This window comes from Actinoallomurus sp. NPDC050550, from assembly GCF_040655075.1.
In the GTDB taxonomy this organism is placed as follows: Bacteria; Actinomycetota; Actinomycetes; order Streptosporangiales; family Streptosporangiaceae; genus Actinoallomurus.
The window spans coordinates 22,247-41,782 of record NZ_JBFAJC010000071.1 but is presented as its reverse complement, the minus strand read 5'-3'; the positions used below and the strand labels follow the sequence as shown (position 1 = coordinate 41,782).

Here is a 19,536-nt window from a genome sequence, read left to right as displayed (position 1 = left end):
GTCAGAAGAGGGACAGGTCCCAGGTGACGGTGACCGGCGTGGAGCGGCCCGCCCCGTCGGTCACCATCACCACGGTCTGACCGGGAGGAGTGATGCCCTTCCGGTCCAGGATGACCTGGACCGTGGCGTGCTCACCGGCCGAGATCTCGCCGGTCACGTTGGAAAGGACGATCTGCGGGTCGGAGTTGGAGGCGTTCCAGGCGACCTTGCCGTTCTTCGCGGTGAGCTGGATGTCGGCGATCTTGCTCATGGCATACAGGTGGATCGACACCGGGCTCACCACGAGCGTGCCCTTGGGCGGCTTCGGCGACTTCTTCGGCGGGGACTTCGTCGGGCCGGGCGACGGGACCAGCTCCGGTCCCGGGAGTTCCGGCCCCCTCGGCAGTGAGGTCCGAGGCGTGGCGACGACGGGAATCTTGGACCGATGCGTCCGGGAGTTCGGCGTCTTCGGCCGGGGTTTGCTCTGGCCGGGCCACTGCAGGTCCGGGACCGGCACGTCCGGGCCGATGAACATCATCACGACGACCGCGGTCGCCACCGCCGCCACCGACCCGCCGCTCGCGAACGCCCACCGCCGCGCCAGCCTGGACGGCGCGTCGGGCTGCTTGGGCATCCCCTCGGGCGTCAGGGCACCGCCACGCGCGGCGATCTCCGTCCGGTATCCGGAGAGTTCCGGATCGGTGCCCGCGTGGAGCACCCGATGCCGCAGCGCGGAAGGAGGTTCGGGCACCGGTACGGCGCCCACGACCTCCTCCGCGTCGGAGAACTGCCGGGTGGCGCGGTTCAGCCGCTCCTGCGCCCGGCGCGTCGTGACGCCGAGCGTCGCGGCCAGGTCCTCCCCGGTCACGTCGTGGCGGTGAACGAGGAAGAGCACCTCACGGTGGAAGAAGTCGAGCCGGGCGAAGGCCTGGTCGTCCGCCATCGCGGCCGGTCGCTTGCGGAGGAGGCAGCGCCGCCGCGCCGAGGCGTACAGCCAGGCGCGGAGCCGCTCGCGCTCGCGTAGGCGGGGGGCTCGGCGCGCCGCGTCGATGAAGGTGTCGTGCACGACGTCCGCGGCGACCTTGTCATCGTCGAGAAGCGCCGAACAGTAGTCGTACAACCGCTCGGCGTAAACGTCGTACAGCGTCGCCAGGGTCTCCTCGTCCCCCTCCTGCAACGCCTTGACGAGACGCTTGTCGGCGGTGGGGGCGAACCGTGACCACCTTGCCATGCACGTGCTCCACGTATCGGACCGGACGGCAGCGCTCCTGATTTACACCAGTGTCAAGGATAGGTCACAAGATCGCCCGAATTACCGCAAAAGCCACTACGAGAACTGAGCGGCGGCACCCATCTCGACGGCCGGCCGGTACGCGTTCATCGTGTCCTCCGGCCGGTACGCGCCGGCGCCGCGGTGCGCGATCACGATCGGCTCTCGCGTCCGTGGCCGCGCCGGGGCGGCGGCGCTGCTGCTCGTGGCTGCCACGGCGAACGCCGTACCCGCCGTCGCGAGGGCCGGTCCGCCGGCCGGCAGTCGTCGGGACAGTGACATCGGATACCTGCTGGGCCGGAACGTGCGGAGGCTACTTCTGCGACATGACGAGGTGGAGACCTCCCGTCGGCGGGAAGCCGTCCGTACGCCTCCCGGGCGCGAGTCGGCCGAGACAGACGACTCAGTCGAATCCGTCAGCCGTCCACGCCGTTGATGAGCCTGCCGTCCGTCGACAGGGGAGGATCCGCGAGCTGAGGAAAGTAATGGCGGAAGAACAGATTCGCGGTGAGCTCCCGGCGGCTTCGCACACCCGCCTGTGCTCGCCCCCGGTGTCCAGCATCGTCGACGGATCGAGCAGGACCCCGCACCACACGTCCGCCGGCATGGCCTCCGCCAGCGCACCGACGGCATGGTCGATTATCTCGACGGCCCCGGTATCGGACCGAAGGTTCGACTGAAATCGCCGGACCGAATCAGAGATAGCTCGATCTCGGCGCGCTTTTGCCACGGTGGCATTGTAGTCAGGCATCCCACAAATCTGGGATGGTCTGCTTTCTGCCGCGAACCTACCCTCGAGGGCAATGGGGGTGAGATCGAACGATCTCTCTCGGGTGGGTTTCCGAAAAGAGGTATGCCATATGGTTCAGTCGACGGGGAACATGCGAACCGAACAACCGCCGCCTCGCGACCGCAGAAAGCATCCCTATCTCTTCTACTGGCTCACCGCCGGCATCGGATCCGTCATCGTCGCGGTCATCAGCCTGGTCGCATCCTTCGTCTCCGGCTCGGGCTCTGGATCCGGCTCCGCGCCCGCCCAAGTGCAACCGCCGGTGTACGTTTCCTCGCCGTCGTCCCCCGTGTCGGAGTCGACCCGGTCGTCACCACAGTCATCACCGGCCTCATCACCCGCCTCGCCCCCGTCGTCACCCGTCTCGGCTCCAGCCACGCCGGTGGCCGACAGCCAGGCGCCGGCCATCGGGGCGATCATGGTTCCGGCGGGGTACACCGTGGCCCTGGTCCACGAGGGGCAGTGGCTCAGCACGCCGGTGACCGCCCGGCTGGTCCGGGGTACGAGAGTCCGGATCTACTGCACCGTCGAAGGAGGCCCGGTCACGGGACCCACCGGTCAGCAGAGCACCCTCTGGGACAAGATCGACGGCGGCTACATCCCCGACGCCGACGTGGACACCGGAACGCAGCAGCCGGTCCGTGGCAACTGCGGTCAGTGAGGGCCGCACGGCCTGCGACGCCTGAAAGGGCGCGTACACCGCCGGATCGAGCGACGGCGGTCTCCGACGCGAACGCCCTGGCCTCGGCGGGCGGACGGGATTCGATTCGCGCGCTGAGGTCAAGTCCCGTACACTCTTGGACGCCAGCAGCCGTAGCTCAACGGATAGAGCATCTGACTACGGATCAGAAGGTTGGGGGTTCGAATCCCTCCGGCTGCGCTCCACGTCAAAGGCCCATCCCTGTCAAGGAATGGGCCTTTGCTTTTGGCCGTGGGAGCCACGCAGGGAGCCACCCGGGTCAGGACCCGAACAGAGCCCGGCTCATGGACGTCGCGGCAGCCCGCTTGTCCCCCTCCATGAGGTGGCCGTACACGTCCTTGGTGATCGTGATGCTCGCGTGGCCCAGGATCTCGGAGACCACGTGCAGCGGCGTCCCCTGGGCGAGCATCAGCGAGGCCCCCGAGTGCCGCAGCTCATGCGGATGCCAGTGCCCAAGTCCGGCCTTCCCTGTCGAAGGTCGTGCATGCGGACGGGATGACCAGGCCGGGGGAACCGTGCGCGTCGCGCGGCATAATCTCGGAATGGCTGGAACTCCGCACGATCTACTAAACGAACTCACCAGCGTGGATCGCCGCGTACGCCAGGATGCCGCTGCCTGCCTAGGTGACTGGCTCGCCTACGCAGCCAAGGCTGGACGGAATGTGGATCAGGTCGTTACAGCGCTTGTCGATGCGCTACTAGCGGAGAGCGATCCTGACGTCCAAGAGGAAATCGCGCACTCACTCGGTTACCTTGTCGAGTACGGAGAGGTACCGACAGAGATCGTCCAGCCTTTGGCGCAGCATCTGACGCGGCTGGACCCGTGGGCCGTTGAACATGTGACGGCCCTCTTGGAAGCGAGCACCTGGCCAAGCTCGCCACCGGAACCAGGCGCGCCGCCTCGACGGGCCATTAGCGGGCCATTAGCCCCGGTGATCAGGGGTCAACAGCGGTCATTCGCGGACACATGACCGCGCAGGTCAGCGGCTAAATGGCCCAAGATCGGCATGATTTGCAAGAAGGAAGTCCGGGTCTAGGTCCCTGCTTCAAGAGCATCGGCTCGGCGTCGGAGGTCCGCAGCGATGTGGTCCCAGTCAGGACCGTGCAGGTACAGGCTGTCTGCAGCCTCGCGCATCAGGGTCGGTTCGTCGGGCCGCTGCAGGAGCACGAGTCGGTATGCCAGGTTGCGAATCCACACGGGAAGATGACCATCGGCCAGATGCGGAGACAGTTCGCGGAGCATGGCCAGAATCGAGTCGGCGTCGGCGAAGGTCAACTCCTCGACGAAGTAGTGCTCGCCGTGTTCAAGGTTGCACTCGGGCGTCGGCCGATATTCATCTCCGTAGAGGCACCGAGCGTGCTCCGTGATGGTGGCGTGCATGGGCAGAAGCCTACGGTCACTTGATCCGGAGGCAGCGTGGCTGCCGGGAGCCACTGTGGGAGCCACCGGGACAAACGATCTCGACGCCAGGCGTACGAATCCGGACGGCTGAATTGACGTTCGCCCAGCGTGCGGACTGATCCGAACGACCTCGGAGATCATTTGGGTACCTACGGGTCAGAAGGTTGGGGGTTCGAATCCCTCCGGCTGCGCACCAGCTAAAAGGCCCCTCGCGATCACGCGAGGGGCCTTTTGGCCAACGGGTTGCCAATGCGAGCTGTCAGCGCCGGCCCGACTCCCGCCACGCTATCCGCGCGTCGCGCGCCGAGGCCTGATCGCCAGCATGGTGATCGTCGGCGTGGCGCCGGCTTATCGTGACGACCGCCACTCGGGGTCAGTCAAGGTGGCTGAGTTCGTGTGATCCGACCGGGACGTCCCAGTCGATGGCGTGGTCGAACATCCACGCCATCTTCTCGGGCTTGATCAGTCGGGCGAAGATCCGGAGTGCCCAGGCGTTGAGCACTCGGCCCACCGGTCCGGCGGTCTTGGCGCTGTTCTTGTGCGTGGTGGCTTTGATGATCTTTTCGACCCGGGGGCGGCGCAGTTCCTCGTAGGTGGCGAATGCCTCGTCGTACGGTAGGTCGCGCAGGCACCGGGCCAGCTGCACGGCGCTCTCGATCGCGAGGGACGCGCCCTGGCCCGAGCTGGAGGACGGAGCGTGGGCGGAGTCGCCGACCAGCACCATCCGGCCGCGGCTCCAGACCGGGACCTTGGGCGGCATGTTCTCCATCGGCCCGACGACGACCAGATCATCGGGCCGGGTCCCAGCGATGAGCTGCCGGGCGGGCGTACGGTCTCCGGCGAACGCCGCCTCCAGGACCGGTAGCCACGCTGCGGCAGGGGTCTGCCGGGCCTCGGCGGCGGTCATCGGCTCCTCGTGCGGAAGGTTGACGAACCAGACCGCGGTGTCGTCGTCGAACACCTGGTAGCCGAAGAAGGCCTGCTTGCCGAAGCTCATCGGCATCTTGCCCAGGGTCGAGGCCACGCCGGGGTGCTCCACCCGCCCACCGAAGCTGATCAGACCGGCGTACGCGGGGCCGGGCGCGTCGGCGTCGATCAATGTGCGGACCGTGGAGCGGATGCCGTCGGCTCCGATAAGGACGTCCCCGGTGACTTCCGTCCCGTCGGCGAAGTGCGCGGTGATCGAGTCGGGAGCCTCGGTCACCGACACCAGCCGCTTGCCGAATTCGGTGCGGATGCCACGGCGGGCAGCCTCCTGATTGATGGCCCGGTAGAGGTCGGAGCGCCAGAAGAACCGCATCGGGGGCACACCCGGCGGGTTGCCGAACTCGGCCAGCCGCCGGCCCGCCCAGTCCTGCATGACGATCCCGGTCATGGGCTGTCCGGCCGGTCGGACCAGGTCGCCGAGGCCTAGCACGTCCAGCGCGTCCAGGCCGTTGGGAGCAAGGCTCATGCCGCCGCCGACGCCTTCGGCACTGCGCGGGTAGGCCTCGAAAACGGTCGCGTCGATGCCCGCCTTCTGGAGGGCCATCGCGGCGATGGGACCGGCGATCCCGCCGCCGATGATCAGCGCTGTCTTCGTCATGGCTGTCTTCGTCATAGCGTGATAGTCGCACTGAAACTAGTATCAAGTCAACTAGTAATTTCGCGGCTAGTATCAGAACCATGACCACACCCAAGGGATCCCCGCTCGCCCTGACGATCCTGGGGATCCTGCACACCCGCCCCCTGCACCCGTACGGCATCCAGCGCCTGATCAAGCAGTGGGGAAAGGACCAGGTCGTCAACGTCGGCCAGCGGGCCACCCTCTACCGGACGATCGACCGCCTGCAGGCCGCCGGCCTGGTGGCCGTACGGGAGACCGAGCGTGACAGCCAGTACCCGGAGCGAACCGTCTACGAGATCACCGAGGCCGGGCGGCGCGCGACGCGGGAGTGGCTGGAGGAGATGCTGACGGTCCCCAGGAAGGAGTTCTCCGACTTCCCGGTGGCGCTGTCCCACGTCCTGATGCTCGAACCGGCCGAGGCCCTGCAGCTCCTGGAGCGCCGGGAGGCCCAGCTCTCGGCGGCGTTCCAGGGCCTGGAAGCAAACGCGGGCGCGGCGGAGTTCCTGCCGCGCGTGGTGACGCTGGAGTCGGAATACGTGCTGAAGACGGCGCAGGCCCAGCTCGACTGGATCCGGTCGGTCATCGCGGACCTGCGCAGTGGGCGGCTGACCTGGTCGATGGAGGAACTGGCAGCCATCGCATCGGGACAGACCGAGCAGTACGAGGAGTAACCACTGGAACCTCGAGGTTACGGTCGAGGGCGGCCGCACCGCGCTCTAGGACTTGAGGGCCGGCGTGGCAAGGTGGCGGGCAATGCCGTCGGTGTCCTACCCCACCAACGGCTCTGGAACGTCGTGGACCAGGACCGGCGGCCGCGTTCGGATCGGACTTGTCCCCGGCGGAAGTGGCAAACATGGCCATGCAGGCGGTATCTGTGGTGGCATGCATTTTGCCGATCAGGGGAGATGACCGTTGCGGGGCTTTGTCGTGTCCCAGACAAATCCACGGGCTTTCCCGACGATCGCTGACGCAGCGAAGGCTTCGGGGCCGCCCGGGGAGCAACTGCGCCACATCGTCGTGGAGCCGGGCAACTACCGTTCGGACGCCCTCAGATACTGGGGGAACGCGGTGATCACCGCGGCCGGGGGGCCCGGGACGGTCACGGTGAACTGCAACGGGAATTACACGCTGCGGGTCGAGGGCCACGTCACCCTGCGGGGCCTGACGTTGCACAACTGGAACGTCGACGGCAACGTCCTGGAGGCGGTGGGCGGCACCCTGATCGTCGAACAGTGTGAGTTGGTGAGCAAGTCGAGCCGCGCGATCAGCGTGTGGGACGGAGCCGAGCTCTTCGTCCGGCACAGCCGCGTCCACGGCGGTGGCATCGTCTACTCCGACTCCGCCGGTCTGGTCGAGCACACCGAGGTGTTCAACGCCGATCTGTGCGGGATCGCCATCCGCAACGCGAGCAGGGTCACCGTTCGAGACTGCCGCGTCCAGCGTGCGGGCGAACACGGCATCTGGGTGGCCGAGGGCTCGACACCGCTGATCGAGCGTTGCGAGATCGAGGGCTCCAAGTCCGCGAGCGTCCTGGCACAGGGCCACGCCAAAGCCACTGTCCGCGACTCCCGGCTCCGCGCGTCGGGTCAGTGCAGCCTTGTGGTCCGCGACAACGCCTCCGCCACCGCCGAGGAGTGCCTCGTCACCGGATCAGGGGCCGAAGGCGTATGGGTCACGGCCAACGGAACGCTGACCGCGCGGAGAGTACGCATCGAGGACGGAAAGCGCCACGGTGCGCTGGTGGACGACTTTTCCACGGCCGACTTCGAGGACTGCGACATCATGCAGTCGGTGAACTGCGGGCTGGCCGTGAGCGGTTCGGGCACGGCCAGGTTCACCGGGGGCACGATCACCAAATCCCAGTTCGGCGCGTCGGCCGCGAACGAAGGGGTGCTCACGCTCGACGGGGCCAAGGTGTCGCACAACAAGAGCATCGGCGTCGCGGTGGATCCGGGCGCCAGAGTGGTCCTCCGCGACTGCACCATCATGGGCAACGCGGGGCAGGGCATCGTGACGGCCGACGGCGCACAGGTACGCATGGAACGGGTGAACTCCGAGGCGAACGGCGCCGATGACATCATCGGAATCGAAATCGGCGCCCCTGCCAATTCCGGCGCCGCCACGACGGCGACTCCGGCGGAACCCCGCACCGCCGCCCCGGAGACCGCAGGCACGGCGCCCGAACTCAGCATCGACGAACTGCTCGCCGAGTTGACCGCGATGGTGGGGTTGGCGGAGGTGAAGCGAGAGATCGGCAAACTGGTCGGTCTCCTGCGCATCGCCGAACAGCGCAGGCAGGCGGGGCTGCCGAGCGGACCGGCCATCGGCCGCCACATGGTCTTCGCCGGCGCCCCTGGCACCGGCAAGACCACGGTCGCCCGGCTGTACGGACGACTGCTCGCCGCTCTCGGCGTGGTCCCCACCGGGCAGTTCACCGAGGTATCGCGCGGGGAGCTGGTGGGGCAGGTGCTGGGCGAGACCACGCAGAAGACGACCGCCGTCTTCAACAAGGCGTTGGGCGGAGTGCTGTTCATCGACGAGGCGTACACCTTGTCCCGCCGGTTCGGCACAGGCACCGACTTCGGGCAGGAGGCCATCGACGCGCTCGTCAAACTCATGGAAGACCACCGCGACGAGATCGTCGTCATCGTCGCCGGCTATTCGGCCGAGATGCGCGAATTCTTGACGGCGAATCCTGGGCTGAAGTCGCGTATCTCCCGCACTATCGAATTCGAGAATTACAGCCCGGCCGAGTTGACGAGCATGACCGAGGCGCTCGCCGCACAATACGGTTTTCGGCTCACCGAGCAGGCACAGGCGTCGCTTGTCGCGCACTTTCAGCGGGTACGGAGAGACGAGACCTTCGGCAACGGCCGGGAGGCCCGGCGCGTCTTCGAAGCCGCCGTTGAACAGCAGGCGCTCCGACTGTCCGGCCAGGACGGTCCTGCGTCATCGGAGGACCTGACCCTTCTGCTGCCCGAAGACTTCGATGGCGTCGTCGACAACGGCCTGAATGCCAGGCTGGGTGAGGTCCGCGACGCGGGACAGCTCCAAGTGATTCTCGACCGGCTCAATGCGATGATCGGCCTGGAGGCGGTCAAGAGCCAGGTCCGGGACACCATCGATCTGATCGCCGCCACTCGGCGCAGGCAGCAGGAGGGCCTCGACGCCACACCGATCTCCAGCCATCTGATCTTCTCCGGCCCGCCCGGAACCGGGAAGACCACGGTCGCGCGGCTCTACGGAGAGCTCTTGGCCGCTCTCGGCGTGCTGGCCCGAGGCCACTTCGTCGAAGCCTCCCGGGCCGACCTGGTCGGCCAGTACCTCGGTCACACCACGCAAAAGGCCACCGCCACGTTCGACAAGGCGCGTGGCGGGGTGCTGTTCATCGACGAGGTCTACGCTCTCGCACGGCAATTCGGCGCGAATGCCGATTTTGGGCAGGAGGCCATCGACACGCTCGTGAAGCTCATGGAAGACCACCGCGAAGAGGTCGTCGTCATCGTCGCCGGATACACCGATGAGATGAACGACTTCCTCGCGGCGAACCCCGGACTCGCGTCGCGGTTCTCCCGGACCATCACCTTCGCCCCGTACGGCCCGGACGAGCTGGTCGATATCTTCATCGGCATCGCGGAGTCCTCCGGATTCGAAGTCCCCGGCAATACGCGCTCCGCCATCCACGATCACGTGACCGGTCAGACCGAAAGGTTCGACCAGGGAAACGGCCGCGAGATCCGCAAACTCTTCGAAGCCGCCCAGACCGCGCATGCGCGCCGTATCGCCCAGCTCGAGCGCGGCGGAACTCAGGCGACCCGCGATCAGCTGCGGACCCTTCTTCCCGCGGACGTCGAGGAGGCCCGCTGAGATCTGCGCGGCCACGGTACTGGCCAACGAGATCTCACGGGCCTTTGCTCTTGGCCGTGGGAGCCATGCTGGGAGCCACCGGGGGCAGCGTCCAGCCACACGCCGGGGATCAGGTCACGCGGGAACGATGTAGAGGTGGCTCATCGCCGATCGATGCGTCGAGGTGGAACCGCGCCGGTCGGGCAGGCCGACCGCCGTGCCCTGCACCGCGCCGGTCTCGCCGCGCAGCCAGTCCACCCGCACGTAGGCGTTGAAGACCGGGGCGCAGCCCGGTGCTTTCGACACCGCGAAGTGCGGGGTGTACAACGGCACTACGGCGTGGTGCACCCAGTACGGGATCGTCTTGGTGACGCTCGTCGAGGAGCTCGTGTGGCAGATCTTCTTGCCCGCCGCATTCCACTGGTTCACGATCAACGTGAACCGGGCAGTCGAGGAGCCGGCCTTGTTGCACGCGCCGACGCGCTGACACACCTGGTAGTCCACGTCGCCGAAGACGCTGAGTTCACGGAACCCGGCCGGCGCAGTGGTGATCGGCAGCGCGGGCTGCCGTACGGTCCGGTGGGTCGAGTCCACCGGGAGGTCACCGTATGGGATCTCGTAATCGAGCGGTTTGCCGTTCGCCGCGTTCCTGACCGACTTGTTGGCGAACCCCAAAGAACCGCCCACGATCTGCACCGAAGATGTCTGCTTGTAAAGTGAGGCGACCCTCGCGTACGTCGTGCAGGTGGCCGTCGTGGCAACGCCGGGGTGCAGCAGGAATTTGGTGACGATCCAGGTGTCTTCCCACTGCGGGTTTTGACCCGTGCCCGCGTAGACGTTCTGGCCCATCACCAGGTTCTTGCTGCCGCCCGGCCACGTGCAACGCACTTCATTGTCAACCAACGTTCGTACGGTGGCCGCGTTCGCGCGCAAGCGCGAGACCACGTACGCGGTCTGGTCCGCGGCCATTGCCAACCGTACGGTGCCGAGCGCTACGACGTTATGGTCGATCCCCGATTTCGGTGGCGGCGGGCCGGTGACTCGCTGCGGTTTGAACGTGGCCGACGAGGCGGCGGAAGCCTGGACTGGAGGGCAGTGGCCTGTCCGTTCGCCGATGCTGTCGATCTCTGCGTTGGGCCTGGAGTCACCCGAATAGTCGTTCTGGTCGGTGCACTTCACGCCGGCCTTCACCTGCGTACTCACCGGAGCGCTCGCGCTTTTCTGGGCCGGAGTCGCGGTGCTCGTGGGAGACGAAGCCGCGTTCACCGCACCTCCTCTGCAACCGGTCAGGAAGATGCCCAGTGTCACTATTGCGACCCCACCGAAGGTAGCCCTCTTCGCAGGCAAAAGACCCTCCTCTATTCGCTGCTCCATGCTCCCGTGATCGGGCCGCACTCTTGAGACGCGCCGGAGGCCGGCAAGGTTCACGGATCGGAGACAGGCGCCTACCAACTGTGGCGTACGGACGCCGGGCAGGCGTCGAGAGGCTCTGGTCGCCGCCACGGCCCTGACGACGGCCGTGACGACAACGACGATGACCAACGCCTCACCGTCCTGGCCGTCGGGCACCGCTCGCCCACGGTCACCCTGGACGGTGATCAAGGATTCATGCCGCCGGCCAACCTGAGATCGCAGAATTGCGGGCTTGAAGTGGAGCGCGCTCTAGGTTCTAGCGTGCCGGGCATGGACTACAGATTTCTCGGAGCGACAGGTCTTGAGGTCAGTGAGCTGTGCCTGGGCGCGATGATGTTCGGCAGCCGCACCGACGAGCGGACCAGTACGCAGATCCTGGACACGTTCACCGAAGCGGGCGGGAACTTCATCGACACCGCCGATGTCTACGGCGAAGGAAGGTCGGAGGAGGTCCTCGGCCGGTGGCTCAAGACCAGACGCCGCGAGGACCATGTCGTCGCGACCAAAGTGTCGAGGCCGGTGGGCCCGGGACGCAACGACCGCGGCCTGTCCCGCAAACACATCCTCGACGCAGTGGATGCGAGCCTGCGCCGCCTCGGCACCGACTACATCGACCTCTACCAGTTCCACATCTGGGACGCCGGCACGCCTCTCACCGAGACACTGTCGACCCTGGATACGCTCGTCCGAAGTGGAAAGGTCCGCTACGTCGGCGCCAGCAACTTCTGCGGATGGCAACTACAAAAGGCGATCGACCTCTGCCGTCAGCACGGCTGGGAACCACTCGTCAGCCTGCAACCGCTCTACACCCTGCTCGACCGTGAGGCCGAGTGGGAGCTCCTGCCCGTGTGTCAGAACGAAGGCGTCGGCGTGATCACCTGGTCCCCACTGCGGTCTGGCTGGTTGTCAGGGGCCTACCGGCGCGGAATGACCGCACCACCGCCGGACAGCAAGGTCAGCCAGCCGGGGTCGCACACCTGGGACAGGTACGCCAACGACCACACGTGGCATGTGCTCGACGAGCTGGCGGCAGTCGCCGACGAGGCCGACAGCACGCCGGCACGGGTGGCGGTCCGGTGGCTGCTGCAACGTCCCGGCGTCACCGCACCCATCATCGGCGCGCGCACCCATGCCCATCTCGACGACCTCCTCGGTGCCGTGGGATGGTCGCTCACGCTGGAACAGATGAGCCGACTCGACGCCGCCAGCGAACCGGCCAGACTGCCCTACCCGCACAACTTGCCTCCGCTCGCCGGTCGTTCGCGACGAGCCGCGGGGCACGGCTGACGATGACCCCCGCGTCACTTCTGGCCGTCTACGAACGGTTCTCCTGCCAGCGCTGCACTGCCGTTTGCACGGCCTCTTCGTCTTCAAGAGCATGGGCGCCGGATGCGCCTGCGGCACCGAGGATCAATTCACCGTCGGTGACCAGAACACCGCCCGCCCACGGGACGAAGTCGCCGCCGTAGAGGTGCTGGATGCTGTCGACGATCCCCCCGGGGAGGTCGATCTGGCCGGAGGGCTTCAGTGCGGACAGCGCCGTGCGCGCCTTGGCCACGGCGATTCGGCTGGTCATGGGCATGCCGCCGTCGTCCCGCCGCAGGGTGATCACCTCCCCGGCAACGTCGACGACGGCCACCGCCAGCGGAGGGAAACCTCGCTCCGCACCGACCGCCAACGCGGCTTGCACCAACCAATCCGCGTCGGCCAACTTCAGTCCAGGAAGGCGTGGAGTATCAGACATGAAGGAGAAATTAACGGCGCCGACCCCGGAAGTCAAAAGGTCGGCAGGACGACCTAGAGCGCCTCTCGAACGAGAGACGCTCCGGCCGTTAGTTCCTTGTCAGCGGTGATGAACTGGGGGGCAGTAGCCTGTTCGTGCGCCGATGCTGTTGATTTCCGCGTTGGACCTGGAGTCACCTGAATAATTGATCTGGTCGGTGCACTTCGTGCCGGCCTTCTCCGGTGTGCAGGGAGGAGTTTTGCCGCGCTGGACCGGAGGACAGTGGCCCGTCCGTTCGCCGATGCTGTTGATCTCTGCGTTGGACCTGGAGTCACCCGAATAATTGATTCGATCGGTGCACTTCACGCCAGCTTCCACCCGCTTACCCACCGGAGCCCTCGCGCTTTTGTGGACCGGAGTCGCGGTGCCGGTGGGCGACGAAGCCGCGTTCACCGAACCTTCTTTGCAACCGGTCAGGAAGAGGCTCAGTGCCGCTATTGCGATCGCCGCACCGTAGGTGGCCTTATTCGCTGCCAAAACACCCTCCTATATTCGCTGCTCTGTGCTCCCCTGTATCGGGTCACAACTCTTGAGATGCGGCGGAGGTCGACAAAGTTCACGAATAAAAGACGGGCGCCTACGAAATGTGGCGGACGGACGGCAGGGCTGCGGTCAGCGCTTTGAACTCGGTGATCCGGAGCACGTGTGCGATGAGGGCGTAGAGGATGCCGCCGGCGGTGGCAGCGGCGGTGACGGTCAGGAGCGAGGCCGTCCAGGTGGTTCCGGTCGCTGAGCCGATCGCCCATGCCGTGCCGGCGGCCGCGGAGGCGGCGAAGGCCGCGGCGATGAGCATTCGGACATGGGAGTGCAGGAGGCGGTGTCCGTCGAGGCGGCCGATCCTGCGGCGGAGTAGGTGTGCGGTGAGCAGCAGACCGGTGGTGTAGGCGATCGCGGAGCACGCCGCTGGTGGGTACGTCTCTCGTCGCGGGGCCGGCGATGGCGATCCCGCCCTCGTCGGACCCGGTCAGGGCGCCGTTGTTCCGCATGTGGAACCCGACGATCGGCGACCACTTCTACACGACGTCCGCGCAAGAGCGCGACCGGGCGATCGCGAGGTACGGCTACACGGACGAGGGCGTAACGGCCCGCGTGTACACGACTCCGCACTTCGGAACGACGCCGCTGTTCCGGCTCTGGAATCCGACAATTCGCGACCATTTCTACACGACTTCCGCTGAAGAGCGGGACAACGCGATCGCCAGGTACGGGTACATCAACGAAGGCGTCGCCGGCGAGGTCTTCACAGCCTGAGTTCGCATCGATTATCCCTGGCGTTCACGGCCTTCTAGGGGCGGCGACCGCCAGGGATTTTCGTGTGCCGGGCCGGCGGCCGTCACGTCGAAGGCGGTGCGGCTCTCAGGTATCGGCGAGAGCGGCGGCGACGTCGTCGTATATGGGGAGGCGCTGGGCCAGGCCGGTGATCCACAGGACTCGCGCGGTGCGGTACTTGGCGCCCGCCAGGGCGAGGAAGCCGTCTTCGGTCGCGGTGAGGCGCTTCCAGTAGGAGACCACGGTGCTGAGGGCGCTGGTGTCCATGAAGTCCAGGCCGGTCAGGTCAAGGATGATCTTGCCGCCGTGCTCCTTGATGACCTCGTCGAGGCACGTGATGAGCTCGGCCCTGCTGATGATGTCGAGTTCACCGCTGACGTGCAGGACCGTACGGTCGCCATGTCGGCTGGAAGAGAGTTCGAGCGCTGACATGGTGCCCCCTCGGCCGTGGAGGACCCACGGTACCGGTCAGATGTACCGCGCTGTCGGAGAGAGTTCCAAACGTACGACTGTGCCGTTGATTCCCGTCCTGATGTTGACCGCCGAGCAGATCTGACGGGCGACCCAGATGCCCATGCCACCCTCCGCCTCGGGCGGTGGAGGAGTTCCGCCGGGGGCGTCGGCGGGTGTCCAGGTGCCGCTGTCGTGGATCTCGGCGATGACGCTGCCGTCCTCGGTCCACATGCTCAGCTCGGCGTGGGGCGACCCGTGGCGTACGGCGTTCGTCGCGATCTCGTTGACGGCGATGACCAGGTCGCCGACCAAGCCTTCGTTCACCTTGTAGCGGCGGGCGAGCGCCTCCGTGAAGCGACGCACGCTTGGCAGCTGTTCCGCCGTGAACCTCATCTCGCTCATGGAGCCGGCCGAATCGCTCGGTGGTCGCTGCCAGGGCCGTGCCATGGAGTGCGTAGCCACCATAACGAGCCCTCGCATGTCTGTCTCACCCTGCCCGTCATTTGAGGTCATACTCACCCGTGCCATCGCGACTCAGTACTGCGCAGTGTCATATACCCATTTGACGTGCTTTGCTGCGCGCCGGTGCCGACTTCCGGAAAGTCCGATCCGGCCGGGCGTCCGCGGCGGCCGGGGCCGCACGCGCCGGGCGACACGCTGAACCGCGTACGCGGTTCCGCCGACGCGGAGCCTGACGCCCCTCGGCGAATGATCGGATTTGGCCTACTTTGCCAGTAACGGACGCTTCTGGGGAGGTCTGGTGGCCATCGTCGTGAGCCTCGCGGCAGGGGAGGACCAGCCGGTCGACCCTCGTGCCGACGCCTTCGTGCTGTTTCGTACCGAACTCTCCGACACCCACGGGCTGCACGGAGGTGATCTCTACTCGATCATCGTCGGCGGGGAGTACTGGGCGCTCTGCGACGCGCTCGCCGTCATCACGGGACTGAAGGCGGACGACCCGGTCGATGTCGCCTGGACCCGGATGAACGCCCAGGGCACGTCCGTCGTCGACGATCCCTGGCGCATCACGTACCGGGGTGACCCGGGAGGCGGCCTCCGGGCGTCGCACGGCGGCCAGTTCGGCCTCGACAGTACGGTCCGGCTCCGCCTCCGGGTCCACAATCCGAACGACTACCCGGTCACCGTCGGCGCCGCGACCGTCGCGCGGGTCGCGCTGGTCGGCTACTGATCCGCGCCGCTCGGCTGCCGGCGACCTGATCCTGTCGGTTACTGATCCGCGCCGCTCGGCTGTCGGCGACCCGGGCCTGTCGGCTGCCGATCCGCGCTGATCCGGTCCCGGTCCGCCGGGACCGGATCAGCGCGGAGGAGACCATCTCAGCGGCCGAACCGCACCTGGCCGCGAGCGTCGGCGGCGAGACGTATGGAGTCGCCGTCGCGGATCGGGGCCTGCTCGCCGGGTTGGAGCCGCCGGTCGTTGACGAAGGTGCCGTTCGTGGAGCGCTCGTCGCGGACCCACGGCTGGCCGCCACCGTCGATGCCGATCGTGGCGTGCCGGCGCGAGACGTTGTCGAACCGCGAGAACGTTCCCGCCACCGGCGACTGCACCGGGTCACGGCCCAGAACGAGTTCCTGGCCGGCGCTGCACTGCAGCTCGCCGGAGGAGAACTGGACGAACACCGTGAGCTGCTGCTGCCCCGGGCCGCCCGCCTGGTCGTGCAGCGGACGCAGACACGAGACACAGACCGGGTTGCCGATGTCGGGGATGTCGGCCCCGCAGTGCGGGCAGAACGGCGTGAACGCGGCGGTCGACTCCCCACCGGTCATGGTGGGCTCGCGCGGCGGCGGCGGCACGTGCGGAGCGCCGGGAGCGCCCGGAGCACCGTAACCGCCACCTCCGTACCCCTGCTGCTGGGGCGGCGCGTACTGCTGCTGAGGCGCGCCGTACCCCTGCTGCTGGTCGTGCTGCGGAGGAGCGCCGTACGGGGCCTGCTCCTGCTGCTGAGGCGCGCCGTAAGGCTGCTCCTGCTGCGGAGGAGCGCCGTACGCAGACGGGTCCTGCTGCTGAGGCGCGCCGTACTGCGGCTGGCCCTGGGCCGGAGGGTACTGCGCGTTGCGCTGCTGGTCCTGCGGTGCGCCGTACCCCTGCTGCTGCGGGGGCGCGCCGTACGGGGCCTGCTCCTGTTGCTGCGGAGCGCCGTACGAGTCCTGCGGGGCACCGTAGGACTGCTGCTGCTGGTCCTGCTGCGGCGGATACTGCTGCTGCTGCGCGCCGTAGGGCTGCTGCTGGTAGTCCTGCTGCGGTGCGCCGTACCCCTGCTGCTGCGGAGCCCCGTAGGGCTGCTGCTGCTGGTCCTGCTGCGGCGGGTACTGCTGCTGCGGATAGGACGACTGGCCCTGGCCCTGGTCCTGAGGCTGGTAACCCCCGGGTTGCTGGGGAGCAGGGGGCGCTTCGCGCCGGGCCAGGTTCGCTCCGCAGTTGATGCAGATCAGATCCCCTTGCCGTACCGGAGCGGCACAGACCGGGCATGTCAGGGGCGCCATGAAACCTCCCCGGCGTGTACCCCGGAGAGCGAGAGTCGCTCCGTCAGCCGCTCCATGTCGCCCCTCCGAGGAATCCCGATGTAGTAGATACGGTTGTCTTCCACCGAAACCTGCATATGGGGGGTTTGTTCGCCCCTCGCGTCACCATAGCGTTTCTTGCCAAGGTCACTGACAGCGATGATCTGTTGGTTCGACGATCCACGCCACCGAAGCCCCCGATCTTCTTGGTTCAGGCGTTCAATGTACGGTCCCGCGACGACCGCATCGCACAACTCGAGAAGTTCGCGGGTGCGGGCGGACCTCCGGAGTCGTGACGCTGCGTAGCCGCTGTACACCAGAATGTCCACTTCGGGCGGTGCCCAGGCCCGGATGCCGAGCAGCAGGGCGCGCAGCGCCTCCGGCTGCTGGAAGGGCTCTCCGCCGGAGATCGTGACACCGTCGACGCCGCTCAGGGACCTGAGCCAGCCCAGCACCGTGGCGACCGGAATGGCCGTGCGCGGGTCCGCCTCCCACGTGTCACGGGACAGACAGCCCGGACAGTGGATCGTGCAGCCCTGCGTCCAGATGCCCGCCCGGCGGCCGGGCCCCAGCGTGGTGACCGGGAAGTGCGCCTTGGCCAGCAGGAGTGTCCGCTCCTGGTCACGAGGACCGGCGTTCACCGCAGGTCCAGCCGGACGATGCTGCCGTCGCGGTGGATGTCCGCGACGGTCACGTCGGTGGCCGGGCCGAGGTCGAACAACGCGCGGGCCAGGGGGTTGATGAAGTACGACTCCAGGGCCATGCCGATCCCCCGGCCGCCCTTGTCGAGCTCGCTCGTGCACCAGGCGCGCAGCGACGCGACCACGTCGTCCGCCAGCCGCAGCTTCATGTGGTGTTCGTCACTCACGCGACGGCAGATGTTGGCGAGCTGCAGATCGAAGATCTGATCGGCCGCCTCTGGACCGATGAAGTCGAAGATGACGATGTTGTCGCCGAACCGGTTGAGCAGCTCCGGCCGGTTCAGCGCGGTCGTGAAGTGCTCGGTGACGGCGCCGCGGACCTGTGCCTCGAGCTCCTCGTACGGCATGCCGGGGGTGATGCCACGGGTGCCGAGGTTCGAGGTGAAGACCAGGACCGACTCGGAGAAGAACGCGGTGTTGCCGCGGCCGTCGGTGAGCCGCCCGTCCTCGAGGATCTGCAGGAACTTGTCGAGGATGCGCGGGTGCGCCTTCTCGATCTCGTCGAACAGGATGACGCGGAACGGGTCCTGGCGCACGGCGTTCGTCAACTCGCCGCCCGCCTCGAAGCCGACGTAGCCCGGCGGGGAGCCGATGAGCCGGTCGCCGGCGTGCTCGGCGGAGAACTCGCTCATGTCGAACCGGAGATAGGCGTCCTCGTTGCCGAACACCAGCGAGGTGATCGCCTTGGCCAGTTCGGTCTTGCCGACGCCGGTGGGCCCGGCGAAGAACAGCACGCCGCGCGGGCGGCTGGAGGCGCGGGCGGCCTGCGCCCCCGACAGGCCCAGGACGGCGCGCTTGAGGATGTCGAGCGTCTTGGTGACCGCCTGGGGCTGCCCGAGGACGCGGGCGGGCACGCGCTCCTCCCCCTCGACGATGCGCCGCCGCAGGTGCTCGCGCTTCCAGGGGTTGTCCAGCACACCGAGCTTGTACGTGCGGACGGCGTCGGGCAGGTCGTGCAGCGGGACGTCGCGTTCCTTGGCGAGCCGGGTGATCTCGATCATCGCCTGGAGCGTGAGCCCCTCCGCCTCCTGCGCGAAGTCGTCGGTGATGTCGAGCTCGGGGTCGGTCGTCTCGAACGCGCGGGCCAGCAGCCGCGCGGTCTGTTGCCGGTCGCCGAGGTGGGGGCGCGGGATGGCGATCTCGCGGATCGCGTCGTTGTCGGAGGTCAGCCACGGCGGCAGGTCGCCGGGGCGGTCGGCCAGCCAGATGACCGGGTTGTACAGCGGCTTCGGCCGGTCGCCGTCACCGCGTACGGGCAGCGCGGTGCGGGAGAGCTTCTCGCAGAAGACGAAGAAGTCGCGCTCGGCCGGCTCGAGGTCGGTGGGGCTGCGGGCGATCCGGGAGGCGTAGTCGATGACGAACGCGGCGCGCATCGGCCGGGTGGGCCGGGCCAGCGCGCTCAGGAAGGCGCGGAGCCCTTCGAGGGAGGGGACCTTCCGCTCGTCGACGCGGCTGCCGAACAGGCTCGCCGCGGCGTCGGCGGCGGCCTTGTCGTCGGCGGGGTGGACCCGCAGCCCGTCGACGCGGTCGTAGCCGACCATGAAGGAGTAGCCGCTGCGGCGCAGAGCCTCCCACAGCAGCTCGCGGAGCGGGAAGAGCCGGCCCTCGTCGGGGACGAGGAAACTGTCGTGCAGGTTGCCCCAGAGGACGTACTGCGCGTGAACGGACAGGGTGGCGTCCAGCTCGCGGACGAACGCGGGCCAGCTCGCCAGTCGTGTGTCGCCCGAAGGGCCCGGCTGCGTTGTCACCTGTCGAAGCCTAACCGCTGCGGGCCTCGTCTTCCGGTGGGTGACGACCGCGTGGC

General features: G+C 67.6%; 21 protein-coding genes and 1 tRNA gene. 7 read left to right on the top strand and 15 right to left on the bottom strand.

Annotated features, from left to right (window positions below; all coding sequences use genetic code 11):
- Position 1 precedes the first annotated feature (1 nt).
- From AB0I04_RS48990 to AB0I04_RS48980, 3 genes are all read right to left on the bottom strand, one after another.
- Positions 2 to 1,210 (bottom strand): RNA polymerase sigma factor, encoded by a 1,209-nt coding sequence (locus AB0I04_RS48990; RefSeq protein WP_360901652.1) that lies wholly within the window; start codon positions 1,208 to 1,210, stop codon positions 2 to 4.
- A gap of 96 nt (positions 1,211 to 1,306) precedes the next feature.
- A complete protein-coding gene (locus AB0I04_RS48985) occupies positions 1,307 to 1,531 on the bottom strand; it encodes a hypothetical protein (protein WP_360901649.1) in 225 nt (74 codons plus the stop codon).
- Positions 1,532 to 2,183: 652 nt separating this feature from the next.
- Positions 2,184 to 2,447 carry a hypothetical protein gene (locus AB0I04_RS48980; RefSeq protein ID WP_360901646.1) on the bottom strand — a complete coding sequence of 88 codons (264 nt, stop codon included), beginning with the start codon at positions 2,445 to 2,447 and terminating at the stop codon, positions 2,184 to 2,186.
- A gap of 10 nt (positions 2,448 to 2,457) precedes the next feature.
- Here AB0I04_RS48980 and AB0I04_RS48975 point away from each other — a divergent pair, with 10 nt between their 5' ends.
- Both AB0I04_RS48975 and AB0I04_RS48970 read left to right on the top strand, forming a co-directional pair.
- Complete coding sequence (locus AB0I04_RS48975; protein WP_360901643.1) at positions 2,458 to 2,700, top strand: hypothetical protein; 243 nt, start codon at positions 2,458 to 2,460, stop codon at positions 2,698 to 2,700.
- Positions 2,701 to 2,846: 146 nt separating this feature from the next.
- Positions 2,847 to 2,919: transfer RNA gene (locus AB0I04_RS48970), tRNA-Arg, on the top strand.
- Between the two features lie 79 nt (positions 2,920 to 2,998).
- Here AB0I04_RS48970 and AB0I04_RS48965 read toward each other — a convergent pair.
- From AB0I04_RS48965 to AB0I04_RS48955, 3 genes are all read right to left on the bottom strand, one after another.
- Positions 2,999 to 3,319, bottom strand: coding sequence for a tyrosine-type recombinase/integrase (locus AB0I04_RS48965; protein WP_360901641.1), 321 nt, complete (start codon positions 3,317 to 3,319; stop codon positions 2,999 to 3,001).
- Between the two features lie 453 nt (positions 3,320 to 3,772).
- Entirely contained in the window at positions 3,773 to 4,120 is a 348-nt protein-coding gene (locus AB0I04_RS48960; RefSeq protein WP_360901638.1) for a hypothetical protein, read from the bottom strand.
- Positions 4,121 to 4,514: 394 nt separating this feature from the next.
- A complete protein-coding gene (locus tag AB0I04_RS48955) occupies positions 4,515 to 5,726 on the bottom strand; it encodes an FAD-dependent monooxygenase (protein ID WP_360901635.1) in 1,212 nt (403 codons plus the stop codon).
- A gap of 80 nt (positions 5,727 to 5,806) precedes the next feature.
- On the opposite strand from AB0I04_RS48955, the gene AB0I04_RS48950 reads away from it, so the two are divergent.
- A complete protein-coding gene (locus AB0I04_RS48950) occupies positions 5,807 to 6,418 on the top strand; it encodes a PadR family transcriptional regulator (protein WP_360901632.1) in 612 nt (203 codons plus the stop codon).
- Positions 6,419 to 6,674: 256 nt separating this feature from the next.
- A complete protein-coding gene (locus AB0I04_RS48945; RefSeq protein WP_360901629.1) occupies positions 6,675 to 9,614 on the top strand; it encodes a right-handed parallel beta-helix repeat-containing protein in 2,940 nt (979 codons plus the stop codon).
- A 114-nt stretch (positions 9,615 to 9,728) separates the two neighbouring features.
- Here the strand turns inward: AB0I04_RS48945 and AB0I04_RS48940 are convergent, their stop codons facing one another.
- Positions 9,729 to 10,901, bottom strand: coding sequence for a hypothetical protein (locus tag AB0I04_RS48940; protein WP_360901626.1), 1,173 nt, complete (start codon positions 10,899 to 10,901; stop codon positions 9,729 to 9,731).
- Positions 10,902 to 11,201: 300 nt separating this feature from the next.
- On the opposite strand from AB0I04_RS48940, the gene AB0I04_RS48935 reads away from it, so the two are divergent.
- On the top strand, positions 11,202 to 12,293 hold the full coding sequence (locus AB0I04_RS48935) for an aldo/keto reductase (protein WP_360901623.1): 1,092 nt from the start codon (positions 11,202 to 11,204) through the stop codon (positions 12,291 to 12,293).
- A gap of 28 nt (positions 12,294 to 12,321) precedes the next feature.
- On the opposite strand, the gene AB0I04_RS48930 is transcribed toward AB0I04_RS48935, so the two are convergent.
- The 3 genes from AB0I04_RS48930 to AB0I04_RS48920 all read right to left on the bottom strand — a co-directional run bounded on the left by AB0I04_RS48930 (position 12,322) and on the right by AB0I04_RS48920 (position 13,582).
- Positions 12,322 to 12,717, bottom strand: coding sequence for a heme-binding protein (locus AB0I04_RS48930; RefSeq protein ID WP_360901620.1), 396 nt, complete (start codon positions 12,715 to 12,717; stop codon positions 12,322 to 12,324).
- 132 nt (positions 12,718 to 12,849) lie between these two features.
- Entirely contained in the window at positions 12,850 to 13,266 is a 417-nt protein-coding gene (locus AB0I04_RS48925) for a hypothetical protein (RefSeq protein WP_360901617.1), read from the bottom strand.
- 100 nt (positions 13,267 to 13,366) lie between these two features.
- Positions 13,367 to 13,582: a hypothetical protein gene (locus AB0I04_RS48920; RefSeq protein ID WP_360901614.1), complete on the bottom strand. Its 216-nt coding sequence runs from the start codon at positions 13,580 to 13,582 to the stop codon at positions 13,367 to 13,369.
- Between the two features lie 113 nt (positions 13,583 to 13,695).
- On the opposite strand from AB0I04_RS48920, the gene AB0I04_RS48915 reads away from it, so the two are divergent.
- Positions 13,696 to 14,040: a hypothetical protein gene (locus AB0I04_RS48915; protein ID WP_360901611.1), complete on the top strand. Its 345-nt coding sequence runs from the start codon at positions 13,696 to 13,698 to the stop codon at positions 14,038 to 14,040.
- Positions 14,041 to 14,145: 105 nt separating this feature from the next.
- On the opposite strand, the gene AB0I04_RS48910 is transcribed toward AB0I04_RS48915, so the two are convergent.
- On the bottom strand, positions 14,146 to 14,490 hold the full coding sequence (locus AB0I04_RS48910) for an STAS domain-containing protein (RefSeq protein WP_360901608.1): 345 nt from the start codon (positions 14,488 to 14,490) through the stop codon (positions 14,146 to 14,148).
- Between the two features lie 36 nt (positions 14,491 to 14,526).
- On the bottom strand, positions 14,527 to 14,913 hold the full coding sequence (locus AB0I04_RS48905) for an ATP-binding protein (RefSeq protein ID WP_360901605.1): 387 nt from the start codon (positions 14,911 to 14,913) through the stop codon (positions 14,527 to 14,529).
- A 358-nt stretch (positions 14,914 to 15,271) separates the two neighbouring features.
- Between AB0I04_RS48905 and AB0I04_RS48900 the strand changes: the two genes are divergently transcribed.
- Entirely contained in the window at positions 15,272 to 15,700 is a 429-nt protein-coding gene (locus AB0I04_RS48900; RefSeq protein ID WP_360901602.1) for a hypothetical protein, read from the top strand.
- 146 nt (positions 15,701 to 15,846) lie between these two features.
- On the opposite strand, the gene AB0I04_RS48895 is transcribed toward AB0I04_RS48900, so the two are convergent.
- Genes AB0I04_RS48895 through AB0I04_RS48885 form a run of 3 tightly spaced genes read right to left on the bottom strand, consistent with a single transcriptional unit; the run spans position 15,847 to position 19,480 of the window.
- Positions 15,847 to 17,013 carry an FHA domain-containing protein gene (locus tag AB0I04_RS48895; RefSeq protein ID WP_360901598.1) on the bottom strand — a complete coding sequence of 389 codons (1,167 nt, stop codon included), beginning with the start codon at positions 17,011 to 17,013 and terminating at the stop codon, positions 15,847 to 15,849.
- Positions 17,001 to 17,672 carry a 4Fe-4S single cluster domain-containing protein gene (locus tag AB0I04_RS48890; protein WP_360901595.1) on the bottom strand — a complete coding sequence of 224 codons (672 nt, stop codon included), beginning with the start codon at positions 17,670 to 17,672 and terminating at the stop codon, positions 17,001 to 17,003. The genes AB0I04_RS48895 and AB0I04_RS48890 overlap by 13 nt, the downstream gene beginning before the upstream one ends.
- On the bottom strand, positions 17,669 to 19,480 hold the full coding sequence (locus tag AB0I04_RS48885; protein WP_360901592.1) for an AAA family ATPase: 1,812 nt from the start codon (positions 19,478 to 19,480) through the stop codon (positions 17,669 to 17,671). The genes AB0I04_RS48890 and AB0I04_RS48885 overlap by 4 nt, the downstream gene beginning before the upstream one ends.
- Between the last annotated feature and the right edge of the window lie 56 nt (positions 19,481 to 19,536).